The 17,828-nt window shown below is 58.6% G+C and carries 15 protein-coding genes, 1 tRNA gene and 1 pseudogene; 7 read left to right on the forward strand and 10 right to left on the reverse strand.

Going from position 1 to position 17,828, the window contains the following annotated elements; translation table 11 throughout:
- Nucleotides 1–6 precede the first annotated feature (6 nt).
- The 5 genes from IPZ49_RS03185 to rraB form a co-directional block, all read right to left on the reverse strand.
- Entirely contained in the window at nt 7–540 is a 534-nt protein-coding gene (locus IPZ49_RS03185) for a hypothetical protein (protein WP_063146626.1), read from the reverse strand.
- A gap of 503 nt (nt 541–1,043) precedes the next feature.
- Nucleotides 1,044–1,128 (reverse strand) — tRNA-Leu (locus tag IPZ49_RS03190).
- A gap of 106 nt (nt 1,129–1,234) precedes the next feature.
- A complete protein-coding gene (locus IPZ49_RS03195) occupies nt 1,235–1,957 on the reverse strand; it encodes a hypothetical protein (RefSeq protein WP_032625255.1) in 723 nt (240 codons plus the stop codon).
- A 30-nt stretch (nt 1,958–1,987) separates the two neighbouring features.
- Nucleotides 1,988–2,746 carry a tRNA isopentenyl-2-thiomethyl-A-37 hydroxylase MiaE gene (gene miaE / locus IPZ49_RS03200; RefSeq protein WP_032625253.1) on the reverse strand — a complete coding sequence of 253 codons (759 nt, stop codon included), beginning with the start codon at nt 2,744–2,746 and terminating at the stop codon, nt 1,988–1,990.
- Nucleotides 2,747–2,793: 47 nt separating this feature from the next.
- Nucleotides 2,794–3,219, reverse strand: a complete 426-nt coding sequence (gene rraB / locus IPZ49_RS03205) for a ribonuclease E inhibitor RraB (RefSeq protein ID WP_017694625.1) — start codon at nt 3,217–3,219, stop codon at nt 2,794–2,796.
- 99 nt (nt 3,220–3,318) lie between these two features.
- On the opposite strand from rraB, the pseudogene IPZ49_RS23070 reads away from it, so the two are divergent.
- The 3 genes and pseudogenes from IPZ49_RS23070 (at nt 3,319) to xynR (ending at nt 5,599) form a co-directional block, all read left to right on the forward strand.
- Nucleotides 3,319–3,413, forward strand: a pseudogene (locus tag IPZ49_RS23070) (hypothetical protein).
- Entirely contained in the window at nt 3,383–4,387 is a 1,005-nt protein-coding gene (gene argF / locus IPZ49_RS03210) for an ornithine carbamoyltransferase (RefSeq protein WP_032625248.1), read from the forward strand. The pseudogene IPZ49_RS23070 and the gene argF (IPZ49_RS03210) overlap by 31 nt, the downstream one beginning before the upstream one ends.
- 450 nt (nt 4,388–4,837) lie before the next feature.
- Nucleotides 4,838–5,599: a DNA-binding transcriptional repressor XynR gene (gene xynR, locus IPZ49_RS03215; protein WP_063146657.1), complete on the forward strand. Its 762-nt coding sequence runs from the start codon at nt 4,838–4,840 to the stop codon at nt 5,597–5,599.
- Here the strand turns inward: xynR and IPZ49_RS03220 are convergent.
- The 5 genes from IPZ49_RS03220 to IPZ49_RS03240 form a co-directional block, all read right to left on the reverse strand.
- A complete protein-coding gene (locus IPZ49_RS03220; RefSeq protein WP_063146627.1) occupies nt 5,584–7,194 on the reverse strand; it encodes a glycoside hydrolase family 43 protein in 1,611 nt (536 codons plus the stop codon). The two genes, xynR and IPZ49_RS03220, sit on opposite strands and share 16 nt — an antisense overlap.
- Before the next feature lie 11 nt (nt 7,195–7,205).
- Nucleotides 7,206–8,588: an MFS transporter gene (locus IPZ49_RS03225; protein WP_063146628.1), complete on the reverse strand. Its 1,383-nt coding sequence runs from the start codon at nt 8,586–8,588 to the stop codon at nt 7,206–7,208.
- A gap of 226 nt (nt 8,589–8,814) precedes the next feature.
- Nucleotides 8,815–10,782, reverse strand: a complete 1,968-nt coding sequence (gene yagF, locus IPZ49_RS03230) for a xylonate dehydratase YagF (protein WP_063146629.1) — start codon at nt 10,780–10,782, stop codon at nt 8,815–8,817.
- A 14-nt stretch (nt 10,783–10,796) separates the two neighbouring features.
- Nucleotides 10,797–11,705, reverse strand: a complete 909-nt coding sequence (gene yagE, locus IPZ49_RS03235) for a 2-keto-3-deoxygluconate aldolase (protein WP_046621051.1) — start codon at nt 11,703–11,705, stop codon at nt 10,797–10,799.
- Nucleotides 11,706–11,942: 237 nt separating this feature from the next.
- A complete protein-coding gene (locus IPZ49_RS03240) occupies nt 11,943–12,395 on the reverse strand; it encodes a YhcH/YjgK/YiaL family protein (RefSeq protein WP_022646886.1) in 453 nt (150 codons plus the stop codon).
- A gap of 675 nt (nt 12,396–13,070) precedes the next feature.
- Between IPZ49_RS03240 and arcA the strand changes: the two genes are divergently transcribed.
- The 4 genes from arcA to IPZ49_RS03260 all read left to right on the forward strand — a co-directional run bounded on the left by arcA (nt 13,071) and on the right by IPZ49_RS03260 (nt 17,797).
- The gene (arcA, locus tag IPZ49_RS03245) at nt 13,071–14,291 is read left to right on the forward strand and encodes an arginine deiminase (RefSeq protein WP_063146630.1); all 1,221 of its coding nucleotides are present in this window, start codon (nt 13,071–13,073) and stop codon (nt 14,289–14,291) included.
- Between the two features lie 10 nt (nt 14,292–14,301).
- A complete protein-coding gene (gene arcC / locus IPZ49_RS03250) occupies nt 14,302–15,213 on the forward strand; it encodes a carbamate kinase (RefSeq protein ID WP_063146631.1) in 912 nt (303 codons plus the stop codon).
- Between the two features lie 129 nt (nt 15,214–15,342).
- Nucleotides 15,343–16,347 carry an ornithine carbamoyltransferase gene (gene argF / locus IPZ49_RS03255; protein ID WP_003863360.1) on the forward strand — a complete coding sequence of 335 codons (1,005 nt, stop codon included), beginning with the start codon at nt 15,343–15,345 and terminating at the stop codon, nt 16,345–16,347.
- A gap of 46 nt (nt 16,348–16,393) precedes the next feature.
- Nucleotides 16,394–17,797, forward strand: a complete 1,404-nt coding sequence (locus IPZ49_RS03260) for a YfcC family protein (RefSeq protein WP_046621045.1) — start codon at nt 16,394–16,396, stop codon at nt 17,795–17,797.
- Nucleotides 17,798–17,828: the final 31 nt, after the last annotated feature.

Raw genomic sequence — 17,828 nt, forward strand, 5'->3', positions numbered from 1 at the left:
TCACCCTCACAGTATTATCTTATTCAAAACAGCCCTGCCAACATCCTGACCGTAAACTTTCAAATCAGTTGGCCCTGTATAATTAACACCAGCAGGTAAATGTTCCCGCAAATATTTATGTGCAGAGCAAGCCACTGCTATTGCCGTATCAAATTCAGGAGTAGCTCCTTCTAAGAAAAAATCATAATTGAAATGGGCAATAATATTACTTCTAAAATCAGTCATCTTTTTCCAGTAGACTGTAAACTCAGCATTAGTTAGCCCAATTTCATCAAAGAGAATACTACGAAAATCTTCATGATCATCAATAATATATTTCCAGTGGGTACTCTCATTATTAGAACCAAAAACTTTGCACCAGTTTATAGCCGCATCACTTATCAATGCGTTGCAGATGTTCTGATAAGGAACTAAGTTTCCAGTCCCATAGTCCAAATACTGCAAGTTATCGCTCAGCGCATAGAAAGAATTAATAGACCGTGAGAATGTGGCCAAGCACATCATTGTATTTTCAATTGATCTTACATAACTAGCATCCATCGAGATTAGCCTTGTGGTAGCGTTTTACTGATCGTAAGAAAATTTATACCAAAAGCCCCGTTGGTGGTACAGCAACAAGCGGAGCCTCTGGCGACTACATCACAGTTATGTCAGTTAGTGAGGCTTATCAGGATGACCATGTACCCAAGGGGAGCGAGGCCGAACCGCTGGCAGAGCTTGCATATGGTCTGCAAGTACCGTGACCACCATAAACCTGTTTATCCCCTGCGGCGTCTCGCGACGGCGACAGAACGGGGGCATCGGGCTAAAATGCGCTTCACTAAAAGTTTTTGGGATTGTTTAGAGACGGTGGCTACGTCATAGCTTTCAAGTTGAGTCAGTACGTGTTTGACGCTTGGAACTACACGCCGCTATGAGTTAACATCCCAATTACCACTATCAACCACAGCGGCTTTTTCAAGGGACATAACAGAGCATTTCTTACAGGCAAAAGAGACAGATTTTATAGTCTAATTAGCTGTATTGTAAGGAATTTAGTGACTTGGTGCCGAAGGCCGGACTCGAACCGGCACGTATTTCTACGGTTGATTTTGAATCAACTGCGTCTACCGATTTCGCCACTTCGGCACTGAAGGGGATGCGGAAACGTTGTGGATTATACCTGTCGCGCGCCGCCATGCAAGCGACGACGCGCGAAACCCGCGCTAAGTGCCCAAAAAACCAGCGCCCTTCGTCACTCCAGCTCAGACACCGCCAGCCGAATCACCCCTGCCGCCTTCTGCTCCGGCAGCGCCAGCACCTTGGCCCACATCTCCTGCACCATATCGCAGGAGAGCTTCTCTTTGCCCGCCGCCTTCTCCGGCATCTGCAGCAGCTGGATGTCCTCACCGTACTTATCGGCAAGCGCTTTCATAATCGGCCGCACGTCCTCGACTGCCGCCTCGCGTTCGGCTTGGGTCACGGTGTGGCGATTTTTTCCGTAGGCCGCGCGCATCATGTCGGCGTCGGCCTGCATGCGCCGCGCCATCAAATCTTTATCCAGCATGCGCATCGGGTTGATGCCGCCCTTCACCATCGGGTAGAGGAAGCGGAAGCAGGCGTCGTCGCTCACCTTCTGGATGGCGGCGGTCTGCTCCATGTTGATGGTCATGTAGTTCACCACGTTGGCGTCCGGGGCGTTTTGCAGGCGCGTCATCTGCAGATGCAGGATCTGCGGCTGGATGGTGTCGATAATCTGCTGCTCCGGCTCGCCCGCTTTTTGCAGGGCGGCCATCTGGTCGAGGATGCGCTGATGCAGCGCGGGCTCCTGCTCCTTAATCACCTGCCAGGCGGGCATCGCGTTGAGGGCGTTATCCATCTGCCGTTCCGGGGCGCGCTGCCTGTCGAAAAACACCCAGAACGCCACGGCGGCAGCCGCAATGACGATAATCACAATACGGGTCCACTTTTTATTCATCTCGCATCCTTATCCTTGAGTTATGCCGGTTTACACCGGCACGCCGCTGTGGAAGCGAAACTCGTGGTCCGGTGTCGAGATAAGTGTGGCTTCAATTTCGCCAAAAAGCTGTATGCGCGGTGAGATATCGTCGTCGCTCACCTGCTGAGCCAGCGTCAGGTAGTCCTGATAATGGCGCGCTTCCGAGCGCAGCAGCGAGAGATAGAACTTCTGCAGGTCGTCGTCGAGGAACGGGGCCAGCGCGGCGAAGCGTTCGCAGGAGCGGGCTTCGATGTAGGCGCCGCAGATGAGCTTGTCGATTAGTGTCAGCGGTTCGTGGGTGCGCACGTCCTTCAGCATCCCTTTGGCATAGCGGCTGGCGGTGATTTTGACGTAGGGAATGTCGCGGGCCAGCATCGCCTCGCGCACCTGCCAGAAGTGGTGCAGCTCCTCTTTAATCAGCAGCACCATGCTGTCGATGAGCGCCTGTCCCCACGGGTCGTCGGTTTTGGGCATCACGCTTTTGCCAATCTGCCTGTGCAGGGCGATGAAGTCCGGCTCCGGGCCGTCGCGGAAGGTGAACTGTTCGTAGGGCTTGAGCCAGTCGAGCAGCGCATCGGCACCGCTTTCGTCGGCGACGTATTTACGCACGAGTAACAGCGCGGTCTGGGCGGCCTTGAGCTCGCACACCATATGGTCGGTGAGCAGCAGCGGCAGGTTCGCCGGGTCGCGGGCTTTATCAATCCATGCTTGCGGGGTCGGGCACTGGAGGAAGTTGAGTACGGGGGCGAGTATCTGCGGGTAATCCATGGTTCTGCCTTGAAAAAAGCGGTGGCGCGTGCCACCGCCTGAAACGCTTAGTGACGCACGCCGTCGTCGTCTTCGTCGACGTAATCTTCGTCGTCGCCTTCTTCGCCGTCTTCACCGTTCGGATCTTCGAAGTAGGTTCCCCAGCCGTCGTATTCCACTTCAAACTTCTCGGCCAGGTTCATCAGCTGTTCTACCTGCGCGTCGATCAGCTCCGCCTTCAGCGCGCCTTCGCTCAGGATATCGCAGCAGATGACGGTGTCGCCCTCTTCCACTTCCAGCTCTTCCGGCTCGGTCACTTCGTAACCCAGCTTGAAGGCTTCCACGGCCATTTTTTCCAGCGCTTCAAAGTCGTCCGCAGAGAAATGGTGTTCGATGGTGTACAGCGCGTCCGGATCGCTACCGTCTTCCAGCAGTTCTTCAATAATCAGACGCGTCTCTTCGCGTTGCTCTTCCAGTAATTCCGGGTTTGCCATGGGTCAATCCTCTTTAAAGTGCGGCAGATACTTCTATTTTCACACACGGACGGGTTTGCCTCCACCTTTGTTGGAAAGATTTGTGAAACGGGGTTGCAAATGAATAATTACACATATAAAGTGAATTTTAATTCAATAAGTGGCGTTCCCATGTGAGGATAAAATGTCTGATCTGTACAAGAAACACTTTCTGAAATTGCTCGACTTTACCCCTGCTCAGTTCACTTCTCTGCTGACTCTTGCCGCACAGCTCAAAGCCGATAAAAAAAATGGCAAGGAAGTACAAAAGCTTACTGGAAAAAACATCGCGCTCATCTTCGAAAAAGACTCAACCCGTACACGTTGCTCTTTCGAAGTTGCCGCATTTGACCAGGGCGCGCGCGTCACCTGGTTAGGGCCGAGCGGCAGCCAGATTGGGCATAAAGAGTCAATTAAGGATACCGCACGGGTTCTCGGGCGGATGTACGATGGCATTCAGTATCGCGGTCACGGCCAGGAAGTGGTCGAGACGCTGGCGCAGTACGCAGGCGTGCCGGTGTGGAACGGGCTGACCAACGAGTTCCACCCGACCCAGCTGCTGGCGGATCTGCTGACCATGCAGGAGCACCTGCCGGGCAAGGCGTTTAACGAGATGACGCTGGTCTACGCGGGCGACGCGCGCAACAACATGGGCAACTCGATGCTGGAGGCGGCGGCACTGACCGGGCTGGATCTGCGTCTGGTGGCACCGAAAGCCTGCTGGCCGGAAGAGAGCCTGGTGGCGGAGTGCAGTGCGCTAGCGGAAAAGCACGGCGGGAAAATCACCCTGACGGAAGACGTGGCGGCGGGCGTGAAGGGCGCGGACTTTATCTATACCGACGTCTGGGTGTCGATGGGCGAAGCCAAAGAGAAGTGGGCGGAGCGGATTGCGCTGCTGAGGGGGTATCAGGTGAACGCGCAAATGATGGCGCTGACCGGCAACCCGAACGTGAAGTTCCTGCACTGTCTGCCCGCGTTCCATGACGACCAGACCACGCTTGGCAAGCAGATGGCGAAGGAGTTCGACCTGCACGGCGGGATGGAGGTGACGGACGAGGTGTTTGAGTCGGCGGCGAGTATCGTCTTCGACCAGGCGGAAAACCGGATGCATACGATTAAGGCGGTGATGGTGGCGACGCTTGGGGAGTGATTGACTCCTCTGCGGTCTGGTGCCCTCACCCCGGCCCTCTCCCACGGGGAGAGGGAGAACACCCAACCTGTAGGCCCGTGCAAGCGTAGCGCCGCCGGGCGAATCAGGCGGCGATGCGGTCTGGTGCCCTCACCCCGGCCCTCTCCCACGGGGAGAGGGAGAACACCCAGCCCGTAGGCCCGTGCAAGCGCAGCGCCGCCGGGCGAATCAGGCGACGATGCGGCCTGATGCCCTCACCCCGTCCCTCTCCCACAGGGAGAGGGAGAAAACACAACCCGTAGGCCCGTGCAAGCGTAGCGCCGCCGGGCGAATCAGGCAACGATGCGGCCTTATGCCCTCACCCCGGCCCTCTCCCACGGGGAGAGGGAGAACACCGGCGCCATTTCATTGATTTTTCACCCCGAAAAAGGTACGTTTTCGCCTTCATTCCAGCGTGGACATGCCAGCATTATGCCGATTATTCAGTCTGTTGAACGTGCGTTGCAGATCCTCGACCTGTTCAACGAGCAGGCCACCGAGCTTAAGATCACCGACATCAGCAAACTGATGGGGCTGAGCAAGAGTACCCTCCACTCGCTGCTGAAAACCCTCCAGCTTCACGGCTATATCGATCAGAACCCGGAGAACGGCAAGTATCGCCTCGGCATGAAGCTGGTTGAGCGCGGTCATTTCGTCGTGGGCTCGATCGATATTCGCCAGAAGGCGAAAGGCTGGCTGACGGAGCTGTCCCAGCGGACCGGGCAGACCACCCATCTGGGGATCCTGGACGGTCGTGAAGGGGTCTATATCGAGAAGATTGAAGGCAAGCTGGCCGCCATCGCCTATTCGCGGATCGGCCGCCGCCTGCCGGTTCACGCCACCGCCATCGGCAAAGTGTTGATTGCCTGGCTGGGCGAGGCCGAGCTGAACACCCTGCTGGAGGGCTATCAGTACACCACCTATACCCCTTCCACCCTCGCCTCTCGCGAAGCATTAATGGCCGCTCTGGCGCAGACCCGCGAGCAGGGCTATGCCCTGGACAGCGAAGAGAACGAGCAGGGCGTGCGCTGCGTGGCGGTGCCGGTGTGGAACCACGAATCCCGCGTGATTGCCGCCCTGAGCCTGTCGACCTTGACCTCGCGCGTGGACGACGCCGAGCTGGCTAATTTCCGCGAGGAGCTTCAGCAGGCCGGGCTCGCGCTCTCACGCGCACTGGGCTATGCCGGCTCGTAGGTGAAGTAGTCGAAGTCCGCGTGGCAGCCGTCGCCGCTGATGTCCTCGCAGTGCAGTCCCACAAACGCACCGGTAAAGAAGCCGCGCCCGCCGATGTAGTCGTCCGACAATTTCCACGCCTCATACGTCACCGGCACGGTGTACCACGTCTCGCCGTCGAACGAGTAGCTGTAGCGGTAGACCAGCGTATCCACGTCCACCCTTAGCCATACGCTCTCGGCCTGTTCCGGCACCGGAATCGGCTGCTCGTGCAGCGGCCACGACGGCACGTTGTGGTCGAGCTGGATCACCTTGATGGTTCTCCCCTGCCCCTCCTCGTAGTCCACAAAGCAGTAGCTCCAGTTTTTGCTGTTGTAGTAGCAGGTCAGCCCCGCGCTCTGCTGGAAGTGGACCGGCGAGAACTGCATCCGCGTCTCGGCCCGGAAGGTGAAATGCTGCCAGCGGCGCGCCACGGTCGACTGGGTAAAGGTCGAGTTGAGCGAGTCGTTGCCGTAGAGCCGTAAGTAGCCCGGGCGGGCGGTAAGCGAGCCGAGGGTGTCGTCGAACGGAATGCGCAGGGTCTGTAGCTGCGGGTCAAGCGTGGTGCCGTCAAAATCATCCCACCAGTTACCCTGAGCGGCTGCGGGCTGCTCCGCCACCTGCGGGCCGGGCACGGTCAGCTGCGCGTGTTTGCCGCCTTCCACGTACGGCCAGCCGTCGCGCCACGCAATGCGGGCGATGCCGGTCTCGCGCCCCAGCGGGCAGTAGCCGCGCCCGCCGGAGGCCAGCAGCGGCACGCCGGGCAGGCGCAGCGGACGGCTGGTGAGGTAGGCCATGTACCATTCCCCGGTGTGGGTCTGCAGCAGCGAGCCGTGCCCGCTCTTCTGCAGCGGGTTCTCCGGCAGGTGCCAGCTGGTCATCATCGTCACGTCCGGGTGCAGCTCGTACGGCCCGTCGATGGTTTTTGCGCGCAGCACCACGACCGCGTGCTCGTAGCTGGTGCCGCCCTCTGCAACCATCAGGTAGTACCATCCCGCGTGGCGATAAAGATGCGCCCCTTCGGTGTAGCAGAGCGGCGTGCCGGTAAACAGAGTTTTGCGCTCGGGCGAGAGCGTGCCGGTCTGCGGATCAAACTCCTGCATCACGATAGTGTTGTGCGGGTTGCTGTGGTGGCGCGGCCCCCACGGGCGGTAGAGGTAGTATTTGCGGCCATCGTCGTCGTGGAACAGGGACGGATCGAACCCGCCGTTGCCCATCGGGATCGGCTCGCTCCACGGTCCCTCAATGGACGGCGCGGTGACGAGGAAGTTGCGGCCGTTTTTCCACGGCGAGTCGACAATCTTCACGTCGGTGTAGAGCAGCCAGAATTTGCCGTCGGCGTAGCTCAGGCACGGCGCCCAGATGCCGCCGGAGTCCGGGTTGCCCTTCATGTCCAGCATCGACACGCGGTCCAGCGGGGTGCTGACCAGCGACCAGTTTTTTAGATCGCGGGAGTGGTAGATGCGCACGCCCGGGAACCACTCGAAGGTCGAGGTGGCGATGTAGTAGTCCTCGCCCTGACGGCACAGGGACGGGTCCGGGTTGAAGCCGGTGAGTATCGGGTTAGTAATTTCCATGTTGCCTCCGGTTAATGGGATGCGGCTGTCGCAGCGTCGGGAACGGCCTCGCCCTGCGACGCGCGGTGCTTGATCAGCTGCTGGCTGATGGCCTCCACGCGGGCGTCGGTGAGCTTGTAGAACGAAAGCATGATGAACATGCCCGCGTAGAGCACCACCGGCACCACGCAGAACAGAATTTTGATGGTGGTCAGCACCTCGACCGGCTGCACGCTGCTGCTGGCGGAGTAGTTCACGTACGCCAGGATCCAGCCCACCACCGCCCCGCCAATCGCCAGGCCAATCTTCAGGCTGAACAGGTAGGTGGAGAACACCAGCCCGTCGAGGCGGCGTCCGCTGCGGCTCTCCTCGTAATCCACCACGTCAGAGGCCATCAGCCACTGCAGCGGCGTGGTGGTGTTAAAGACGAACAGGAACAGAATGTTGAGGGCAAAAATCAGGGCGATGTGCTCCGCCGGGGTGACGAAAATCAGCAGGCTAATCAGCGAGTAAGCGACGATGATCCACTTGAAGGCGGTAACGCGGTCGAAGCGGCCCAGCAGGCGGGAGGAGCAGAGCGAGCCGAACATGGTGGCAAGGCTGCCGTAGAGTAAGAACTGGGTCGCCATCTCCGGGTGATCCATCACGTATTTCACGAAGTAGAGCGTCGCCCCGCCGCGCACCACGTTGGAGCAGGTCGCCATCATCTTGAAGGCACACATGATGCGCCACTGGCTGTTGCCCAGCAGCAGCTTAAGGTCTTTCGCCACTGACGAACCCGGCTGCACTTCAAAGATGTAGCGCTCTTTGGTGGTAAAGAAGCAGACGTAGAGCAGCACCACGCCGCTCAGCCCCAGCACGCACATGGCGCCGAAATAACCCACCTGCTCGTTGCCTTTGCCAATGATGCTGACCAGCGGCAGCGCGATGCCGCTGATAGCGAGCGACCCCGCGGCGGCGAGGAAGAAACGCCAGGACTGCAGGGCGTGACGCTCTTTCGGGTCGGCGGTAATGACGCCCGGCATGGCGCAGTACGGGACGTTAACGAAGGTATAGACCAGGGTCAGGAGAATGTAGGTCACGCAGGCGTAGATGATTTTGCCCTGCGCGGAGAAGTCCGGCGTGTAGAAGGTCAGTACGCAGACGATGCCGAACGGGATGGCGCCCCACAGCAGGAACGGGCGAAACTGGCCATGCCGCGTGCGGGTGCGGTCTACCAGCAGCCCCATCAGCGGGTCGGTCACGGCGTCGAGCACGCGGGAGACTAAAAACAGCGTCCCCATAATGCCCGCGGAGAGGCCAAACACGTCGGTGTAGAAATAGGCCAGCAGGAACATCGTGGCTTGCCAGACGAAGCCGCAGGCGGTGTCACCCAGCCCGTAGCCAATTTTGTCTTTCATGGTTAATTGCGTCATCAGAATTACACCCTTATGTAGTGTGCTGAATTACAACATCGTGTTAATGGAGTGTAATGAGCTGTTCAATTAACCAGCAATGGTCATATCTTATTTCTGAATTACGTTATTTCGCTTTTGTGACGTCAACGATATATCGCAACTTATTGTTTAAATTAGTAAATTGCAGACACGTAAAAACCGCCCGCGGACTATTTTCCGCAGACGATTTTCTCTCACAAAATAATTAAATACCGAGCGCTTTTTTACCGGCGTTAATTACCTCAATGATTTTATCGGTGTCATAAATACAGCCTTTCCAGGTGCCGCCGCTCACGGACTGTAATGCCGCCCACAGCCGGGTATCGTCCGGCAAAAAGTCGTGAGCGTGCAGGTCCGGATGCACCTGCCGCCGTGCCAGCTCGCGCGCGCCCTCTTCCGGCGTCAGCGGGTTGTCCGCAGTACCGATAAAGTTTACGCTGCCTGTTAATGTCAGGCGGTCCACCGCAATCTCAATGATGTCGTTATCGCGCAGCTTGCCTATCGGCCCGCCCGCCAGCGCCTCCGGCGACACATGGCCGAAACAGGCGCCCGTCGACACGCCCGAGAAGCGCGCATCGGTGATTAACGACACCGTTTTGCCCCACGAGATGTGTTTGAGCGCGGAGGTGAGCTGGTAGGTCTCCTCCATGCCGGTACCGGACGGTCCACCGCCGATCACCACCATGATATCGCCCTGCTCAATCTCTTCCCGCTTGATGGCCCTGATCGCCTGCGCCTCCGAGACAAACACCCGCACCCGGCCGGTGTGGCGGTAAACGCCATCTTCACCGACGACCGACGGGTCGATCGCCGTGGCCTTGATCACCGATCCTTCCGGCGCAATGTTGCCCGTCGGGAAGCAGACCGTCGAGGTCAGCCCTTTCGCTTTTGCTTTTTCCGGCGGCAGGATCACGTCATCCGGCTCCACGCCGTCCTGCTCGCGCAGGCACTGGCGGAAGCGCGCCCGGCGCTCCGAGCTCTGCCACCAGTCGAGGTTCTCGCCCACCGTCTGGCCGGTGACGGTCATGGCATCCAGGTGCAGCAGGCCGAGATCGCGCAGGTGGAGCATTACCTCCGGCACGCCGCCCGCGAGGAAGGCACGCACGGTCGGGTGATAGTCCGGGCCGTTGGGCAGCACGCTCACCAGGCGCGGCACCCTGCGGTTGACGCGCGTCCAGTGTTCAACGTCCGGGATCGTGCAGCCCGCCGCGTGGGCAATGGCCGGAATGTGCAGCAGTAAATTAGTGGAGCCGCCGAACGCCGCGTGGATCACCATCGCGTTTTCGATGGCTTTATCGGTGAGGATATCGCGCGTGGTAATGCCGCGGTTATCCAGTTCACTGACTGCGCGCGCCGACTGGCGGGCGATCTCCAGCCATACCGCCTGCCCGGACGGGGCCAGCGCGGAGTGCGGCAACGCCAGACCCAGCGCTTCCGCGACCACCTGCGAGGTGCCCGCCGTGCCGAGGAACTGACACCCGCCGCCCGGCGACGCGCAGGCGCGGCAGCCCAGCTCGGCGGCCTCCTGCAAGGAGAGTTCATGGTTGGCGAAGCGCGCGCCGATGGTCTGCACCTTGCCCGCATCTTCCCCCACGGTCGGCGGCAGCGTCGCTCCGCCTGGCACCAGAATGGTCGGCAGGTCGTGCATCGCGGCCAGCGCAATCATGGTGGCGGGCAGCCCTTTATCGCAGGTTGCCACGCCGATCACCGCCCGCCGCGTCGGAAGAGAGCGGATAAGACGACGAAACACGATCGCCGCGTCGTTACGATACGGCAGGGAGTCGAACATGCCGTGCGTGCCCTGCGAGCGCCCGTCACACGGATCGCTGACGAAGGCCGCGAACGGGATCCCCCCGTTGCGTGTGATCTCCTTCGCCGCCGCCTGCATCTGCATGCCGATTTCCCAGTGTCCGGTGTGGTAGCCCAGCGCAACCGGGCGTCCGTCTCCGGCGCGGATGCCGCCCTGAGTACCGATAATCAGCACCTCTTTGCCGGTCAGCTTGTTGGCGTCCCAGCCCATCCCGGCGTTCTGCGTCATGCCGAACAGGTTGCCGCTGGGGGATTCCATCAGCATCTGCGGAGTCAGCGGCAGCGCGCCCTGCGGACCCGCCGCGTGGGTGATCACCGCATAAAACGCGTCGTCCTGCGGGGTGAAAATTTTCTCAATGGTCATCGTTATCGTCCGACTCAGCAGAGCTTGAGCTGTTGTAGCAGGGCTTTCAGCTGCGCCTTACGCGGCTCGTCCAGCGGCGAGGCTGGTGGCAGGACGTGCGTAGAAATTGGACGACCGCAGAGCACGATCGCCTCTTTAATCACGTTCACAAACGGCGTATCCAGCTGATACATCTGCGGGATTTGCAGCAGGGTCTGATGATACTCAGCCGCTTTCGCCACGTCTTTATCCCGCCAGGCTTTCAGAAGATTTACCGACACCTGCGGAGCAAAGTTACCGCTGGCCGAGATCGCCCCGTCGCCGCCGAGCAGCAGGGTATTAAACAGATGATCGTCGTAGCCGCAGAGCACGGTAAAGTGTGGATGGGCCGCTTTAACGGTGTGGATCATGCTGCGCAGGTGGGCGACGGAGTCGATGGTGTCTTTGATGCCGACGATGTTACTGCGCGAGTCGGCGAGGGTTTTCACCAGCGCCGGGGTCAGATCCTGCCCGGTCAGCGCCGGGAAGTTATAGAGCATCACCGGCAGCGTGACGCTGTCGGCCACCTGTTCGAAATAGCGGATCAGGTTCGCTTCCGACACTTTCCAGTAGTAAGGGTTGATCACCACGATGCCGTCCGCGCCCGCCAGCTGCGCGTGCTGGCTCAGCTCAATGGTTTCCCGGGCGTTGGTGCCGCCGGTGCCGATCAGGACCGGCACACGACGATCGACATGATCGATCGCAAACCGGGCAATGGATTTACGCTCTTCGGCGCTGAGCTGGGAGAACTCGCCGCCGCTGCCCAGGAAGAACAGGCCGTCGACGCCCGCAGCGATCAGATCGTCGATCAGCGCGGCGGTACCCGGTTTATCAAGCTGGCCATCGGCGGTAAAAATGGTGGAGACAGGGGGAATGATACCCGTGAACAACGCGGACTGCGGCATGTGATCTCCTTGCCGAATCATTTTGTTCTACATTATAGAACAGTGTTCATTAATTTAACGATCATACTATGACGGAGAAAAAGCACAGGTAAATGGGAGATGAGGAGGGAGTGCGGGAAATTTAAGCTGGATCACATAATGTCCGCTAACCCCTCACCCCGGCCCTCTCCCCAAAGGGGCGAGGGTGGTAAAGTCCCCTCTCCCCTTTGGGGAGAGGGTTAGGGTGAGGGGTAAGGGTTACTCCACCAGCATCTTAACAACCACTTTCCTGACCTTAGCAGGTGCACCCACCGCGCACAGCGGCTTATGCACTTCGCCCGGGTAAAACACCACGAAATCCCCTTCGCTCAGCACCACGGTTTTCTCCTGCTCGCCTTCGGGCAGGAACGCGATGTCTTTGTCAGCCAGCCAGTCGGTGTCCGGCGTGCCGTGCGGCAGGGTGCTGAAGGTCATCCCTTCCTGCCCCTTCAGCACAATCTGAATATCCAGGTAGCGTGCATGGTATTCAGCGCGACGCTCAGCGAACGGCTGGGTCATGTCCTCCGATACCAGATAAAACAGGCTGTTGCCGCTGATGTCGTGCTTGCCGGTCGGCGTCGCGTCGGTGACGTGGGCCTTGACGTGCTCAATGGCCTGGCGCAGCTCTTCTGGTAGCCAGGACTGGAGATGATGAATATTGCCAATAATCATGATACAACCCTCAAATTAAAACATTGTTTCATTTTAATCTTTTATACGAGAATCGCCTCTCCCATACCAGCTCTTTTTAGACAAGATTTGCGCCAGCGCATGTTTATCGGAAAATGTGTTAATTCACTGTTAATTACATAAAGGCATTTATGCAGTCGTTATGCATAACCTCATTTCATAAGCTTTACGCAACTTATCTAACTCGCTGAATTTAAAACGTAACTCACAAAACCTGTTGTTGCATCACACTTTATTACTTCGGTTATTTCCTTTAAAAATCCATAATTATTTATCGATTTCTCTTAAGTGAAAAATAGTTAACTGTCATTATTGCATAGCTATTCTCGAGGCAAAATTTTATTCATTAAAATCAACAGCATAACTAAATATTTCAAAGCATGTAATTCTACAAAACAATAACAACCTCAAATATTGCCACCCGTTCCTGCTTAGCTATTCATCCCGTAATAATATGAAATTAATCATTATCTGATACGAATCATGCAATTGAAAATAAACTGCTCAATATCGGTTTTCGCGTGAGCAGCGTCACAATAACCATTATTTAAGCGCCTACTATGAATCACGAAATCAATTGAGCTTAGCCGCCATGAAATTAAATACATCAAATGGCGCATGCCCTTTTTATTCTGAAAAACAGTTAAAGGAATAATTATGGAAAAGCATTACGTCGGTTCTGAAATTGGTCAATTGCGTAGCGTTATGCTGCACCGTCCTAATTTAAGTCTTAAACGTTTAACGCCATCGAATTGTCAGGAGTTGTTATTTGATGACGTGCTCTCGGTTGAGCGGGCGGGAGAGGAGCATGATATCTTCGCAAACACGCTGCGCGAGCAGGGTGTGGAAGTCCTGCTATTGACCGACCTTCTTACGCAAACGCTTGATATTGCCGAAGCAAAAGCCTGGCTTCTTGAAACACAAATCTCCGACTACCGCCTCGGCCCAGCCTTTGCCGGCGACGTCCGCGGCTGGCTGGCGGATATGCCGCACCGCGAACTGGCGCGCCGATTAAGCGGCGGATTAACCTACGGTGAAATTCCGGCGGCTATTAAAAATATGGTGGTCGATACCCACACGGCGAATGATTTTATTATGAAACCGCTGCCGAACCACTTATTTACCCGCGATACCTCCTGCTGGATTTATAACGGCGTGTCCATTAATCCGATGGCGAAACCGGCCCGTCAGCGCGAAACCAATAATCTGCGCGCAATATATCGCTGGCACCCCGCATTTGCCGATGGCGAGTTTATTAAGTATTTCGGCGACGAGAATATTAATTACGACCACGCCACCCTGGAAGGCGGCGACGTATTAGTGATTGGCCGCGGGGCGGTATTGATCGGCATGTCCGAGCGCACGACGCCGCAGGGCGTGGAGTTCCTCGCCAACAGCCTGTTTAAACATCGCCAGGCCGAACGCGTGATCGCCGTTGAGCTGCCGAAACATCGCTCCTGCATGCACCTCGACACCGTGATGACCCACATCGACGTGGACACCTTCTCCGTTTACCCGGAAGTGTTGCGCAAGGACGCCCAGTGCTGGACGCTCACCCCGGACGGACGCGGCGGCCTGCTGCGTACCCAGGAAACCGACCTGCTGCACGCCATCGAGAAAGCCCTCGGTATTAACCAGGTGCGCCTGATCACCACCGGCGGCGATGCCTTTGAAGCCGAACGCGAGCAGTGGAACGACGCCAACAACGTCCTGACCATCCGTCCGGGCGTGGTGATCGGCTACGAGCGCAACGTCTGGACCAACGAGAAATACGACAAGGCGGGCATCACCGTGCTGCCGATCCCGGGCGACGAGCTGGGGCGCGGTCGCGGCGGCGCGCGCTGCATGAGCTGCCCACTGGAACGCGACGGAATTTAAAGGAGCCATCATGGAACGAAAACCCACTCTGGTTGTGGCCCTTGGCGGCAACGCGCTGCTCAAGCGCGGCGAGCCGCTGGAAGCGGACATCCAGCGTCATAACATCGAGCAGGCCGCCCGCACCATCGCAGGCTTAACGGAGCAATGGCGCGTGGTGCTGGTGCACGGCAACGGCCCGCAGGTCGGGCTGCTGGCGCTGCAAAACAGCGCCTACGACAAAGTCACTCCCTACCCGCTGGACGTTCTTGGTGCAGAAAGCCAGGGAATGATCGGCTACATGCTCCAGCAGGCGCTGAAAAACAATCTGCCCCAGCGCGAGGTCAGCGTCCTGCTCACGCAGGTGGAAGTGGACGCCGCCGACCCGGCGTTCAGCAACCCGACCAAGTACATCGGCCCGGTCTACAGCGAAGCCCAGGCGAAAGCGCTGGCCGCGGAAAAAGGCTGGGTGTTCAAAGTCGACGGGGCCTATTTCCGCCGCGTGGTGCCCTCTCCGCAGCCGAAGCGCATCGTCGAGAGCGACGCCATTACGGCGCTTATTCAGCGCGACCACCTGGTCATCTGCAACGGCGGCGGCGGCGTGCCGGTGGTGGAAAACGCCAACGGTTATCGCGGCATTGAGGCGGTGATCGACAAAGACCTCTCCGCCGCTCTGCTGGCGCGGCAGATCGAGGCCGATGCCCTGCTGATCCTCACCGATGCCGACGCAGTGTACCTCGACTGGGGCAAGCCAACCCAGCGCCCGCTGGCGCAGGTCACGCCGGAACTGCTCAGAGGCATGCAGTTCGACGCCGGATCGATGGGGCCAAAAGTGGCCGCCTGCCGCGAGTTTGTTGAAGCCTGCAACGGCATTGCCGGGATCGGCGCGCTGGCCGACGGCGCGGAGATCCTGGCGGGCGAGAAAGGCACGTTGATTCGTAACTGAGCACCCATTTCCCCTCACGCTAACCCTCTCCCCAAAGGGGAGAGGGGACGATTACACCCTCTCCCCTTTGGGGAGAGGGCTGGGGTGAGGGGTAAGGTCTTAGACATTAATTTTAAAAAGGATTTACCCATGACCATCAACCTGAAAAACCGCAACTTCCTGAAACTGCTGGACTACACCCCGGCGGAGATCCAGTACCTGATCGACCTCGCCATCGAGCTGAAGGCGGCCAAAAAAGCCGGGCGCGAAAAGCAAACCCTGGTCGGGAAAAACATCGCCCTGATCTTTGAAAAAACCTCCACCCGCACCCGCTGCGCCTTTGAAGTGGGCGCGTTCGACCAGGGCGCGCAGGTCACCTACCTCGGCCCAAGCGGCTCGCAGATTGGCCACAAAGAGTCGATGAAGGACACCGCGCGCGTGCTGGGCCGCATGTATGACGGCATCGAGTATCGCGGCTACGGCCAGGCCATCGTTGAGGAGCTGGGCGAATACGCGGGAGTGCCGGTGTGGAACGGCCTGACCGACGAGTTCCACCCCACGCAAATCCTTGCCGACCTGATGACTATGCTGGAGCACTCTCCGGGCAAAACACTGCCGGAGCTGAGCTTTGCTTACCTCGGCGACGCGCGCAACAACATGGGTAATTCGCTGATGGTCGGCGCGGCCAAAATGGGGATGGATATCCGCCTTGTGGCGCCGAAATCCTTCTGGCCGGAGGCCGGGCTGGTTGAGCAGTGCCGCGCCATCGCCAAAGAGACCGGCGCGCGCATCACCCTCACCGACGATGTGGAAGAAGGCGTGCAGGGCACCGATTTCCTCTACACCGACGTGTGGGTTTCAATGGGCGAGCCGAAGGAGGCGTGGGCCGAGCGCGTTAGCCTGATGAAGCCGTATCAGATTAATGCGGACGTGATGAAGGCCACCGGTAACCCGAACGTCAAGTTCATGCACTGCCTGCCGGCGTTCCACAACGAACATACCAAAGTGGGCCGCGAAATCGAGATGGCGTACGGCCTGAAGGGGCTGGAGGTGACGGAGGAGGTCTTTGAATCCCCGAACTCCATCGTCTTCGACGAAGCAGAGAACCGCATGCACACCATTAAAGCGGTCATGGTGGCGACACTCGGCGACTAATCACCGCCCGGCGCGCCGCGGGGTGCGCCGGGTTCAGGAGAACATCATGGGCAAGTTCAAATTTCCCTCCGCTTATACCATTCTCTTTTTTCTGATTGCCGTGGTTGCCGTGCTGACGTGGATTGTTCCGGCCGGGCAGTACCATATGGCGATGAACGAGGCGCTCGGCAAAGAAGTGCCGATTGCTGGCACTTACGCGCACGTGGCAGCGCACCCGCAGGGGCTCGTCTCCGTGCTGATGGCGCCGATTGCCGGGCTGTACGATCCGGAGTCCGGCCAGGCCGGGGCGATCGACGTGGCGCTGTTTATTCTGATCATCGGGGGGTTCCTCGGGATCGTCACTAAAACCGGGGCGATAGACGCCGGGATCGAGCGCGTCACCACCCGACTGCGCGGCCGCGAAGAGTGGATGATCCCGATCCTGATGGCGCTGTTTGCCGCCGGCGGCACGATTTACGGCATGGCCGAAGAGTCGCTACCCTTCTATACCTTACTTGTGCCGGTGATGCTGGCAGCGCGGTTCGATCCGGTGGTTGCGGCTTCTACCGTGCTGCTCGGCGCGGGGATCGGCACGCTCGGATCCACCATCAACCCGTTCGCCACGGTGATCGCCGCCAACGCCGCCGGGATCCCCTTCACCAACGGCATCATGCTACGCATCGCGCTGCTGGTGATCGGCTGGATCATCTGCGTGGCGTGGGTAATGCGCTACGCCCGCAAGGTGCGCAAAGATCCGTCGCTGTCGATCGTGGCGGATAAGCAGGAAGAAAATCGCGCCCACTTTCTCGGTAACAAGGGCGAGCAGTCGCTGGAATTTACCCCGGTGCGCAAACTCATCCTGGTGATCTTCGCCCTCGCCTTCGCGGTGATGATCTACGGCGTGGCGGTGCTGGGCTGGTGGATGGCGGAGATTTCGGCGGTGTTCCTCGCCAGTGCCATTATTGTCGGGCTGATCGCCCGCATGAGCGAAGAGGAGCTGACCTCAACCTTTATCAACGGCGCGCGAGATTTGCTGGGCGTCGCGCTGATAATCGGCATCGCGCGCGGTATCGTAGTGATCATGGATAAGGGCATGATTACCCACACCATTTTGCACAGCGCCGAGGGAATGGTCACCGGATTGTCGACGGTGGCGTTCATCAACGTGATGTACTGGCTGGAAGTGGTGCTGTCGTTTCTTGTGCCTTCTTCGTCCGGCCTGGCCGTTCTGACGATGCCGATCATGGCGCCCCTTGCCGATTTCGCTAACGTCAACCGCGACCTGGTGGTTACGGCTTACCAGTCGGCGTCCGGCATCGTCAACCTGATCACTCCCACCTCTGCCGTCGTGATGGGCGGGCTGGCTATCGCCCGCGTGCCCTACGTGCGTTATCTGAAATGGGTCGCGCCGCTGCTGGGGATTTTAACGGTGGTGATTATGGTGGCGTTAAGCCTGGGCGCTTTGTTGTGATTTGCCGGATGGCGCTGCGCTTATCCGGCCT

Source organism: Enterobacter cloacae complex sp. S2, assembly GCF_015159675.1.
Classification (GTDB): Bacteria; Pseudomonadota; Gammaproteobacteria; order Enterobacterales; family Enterobacteriaceae; genus Enterobacter; species Enterobacter intestinihominis.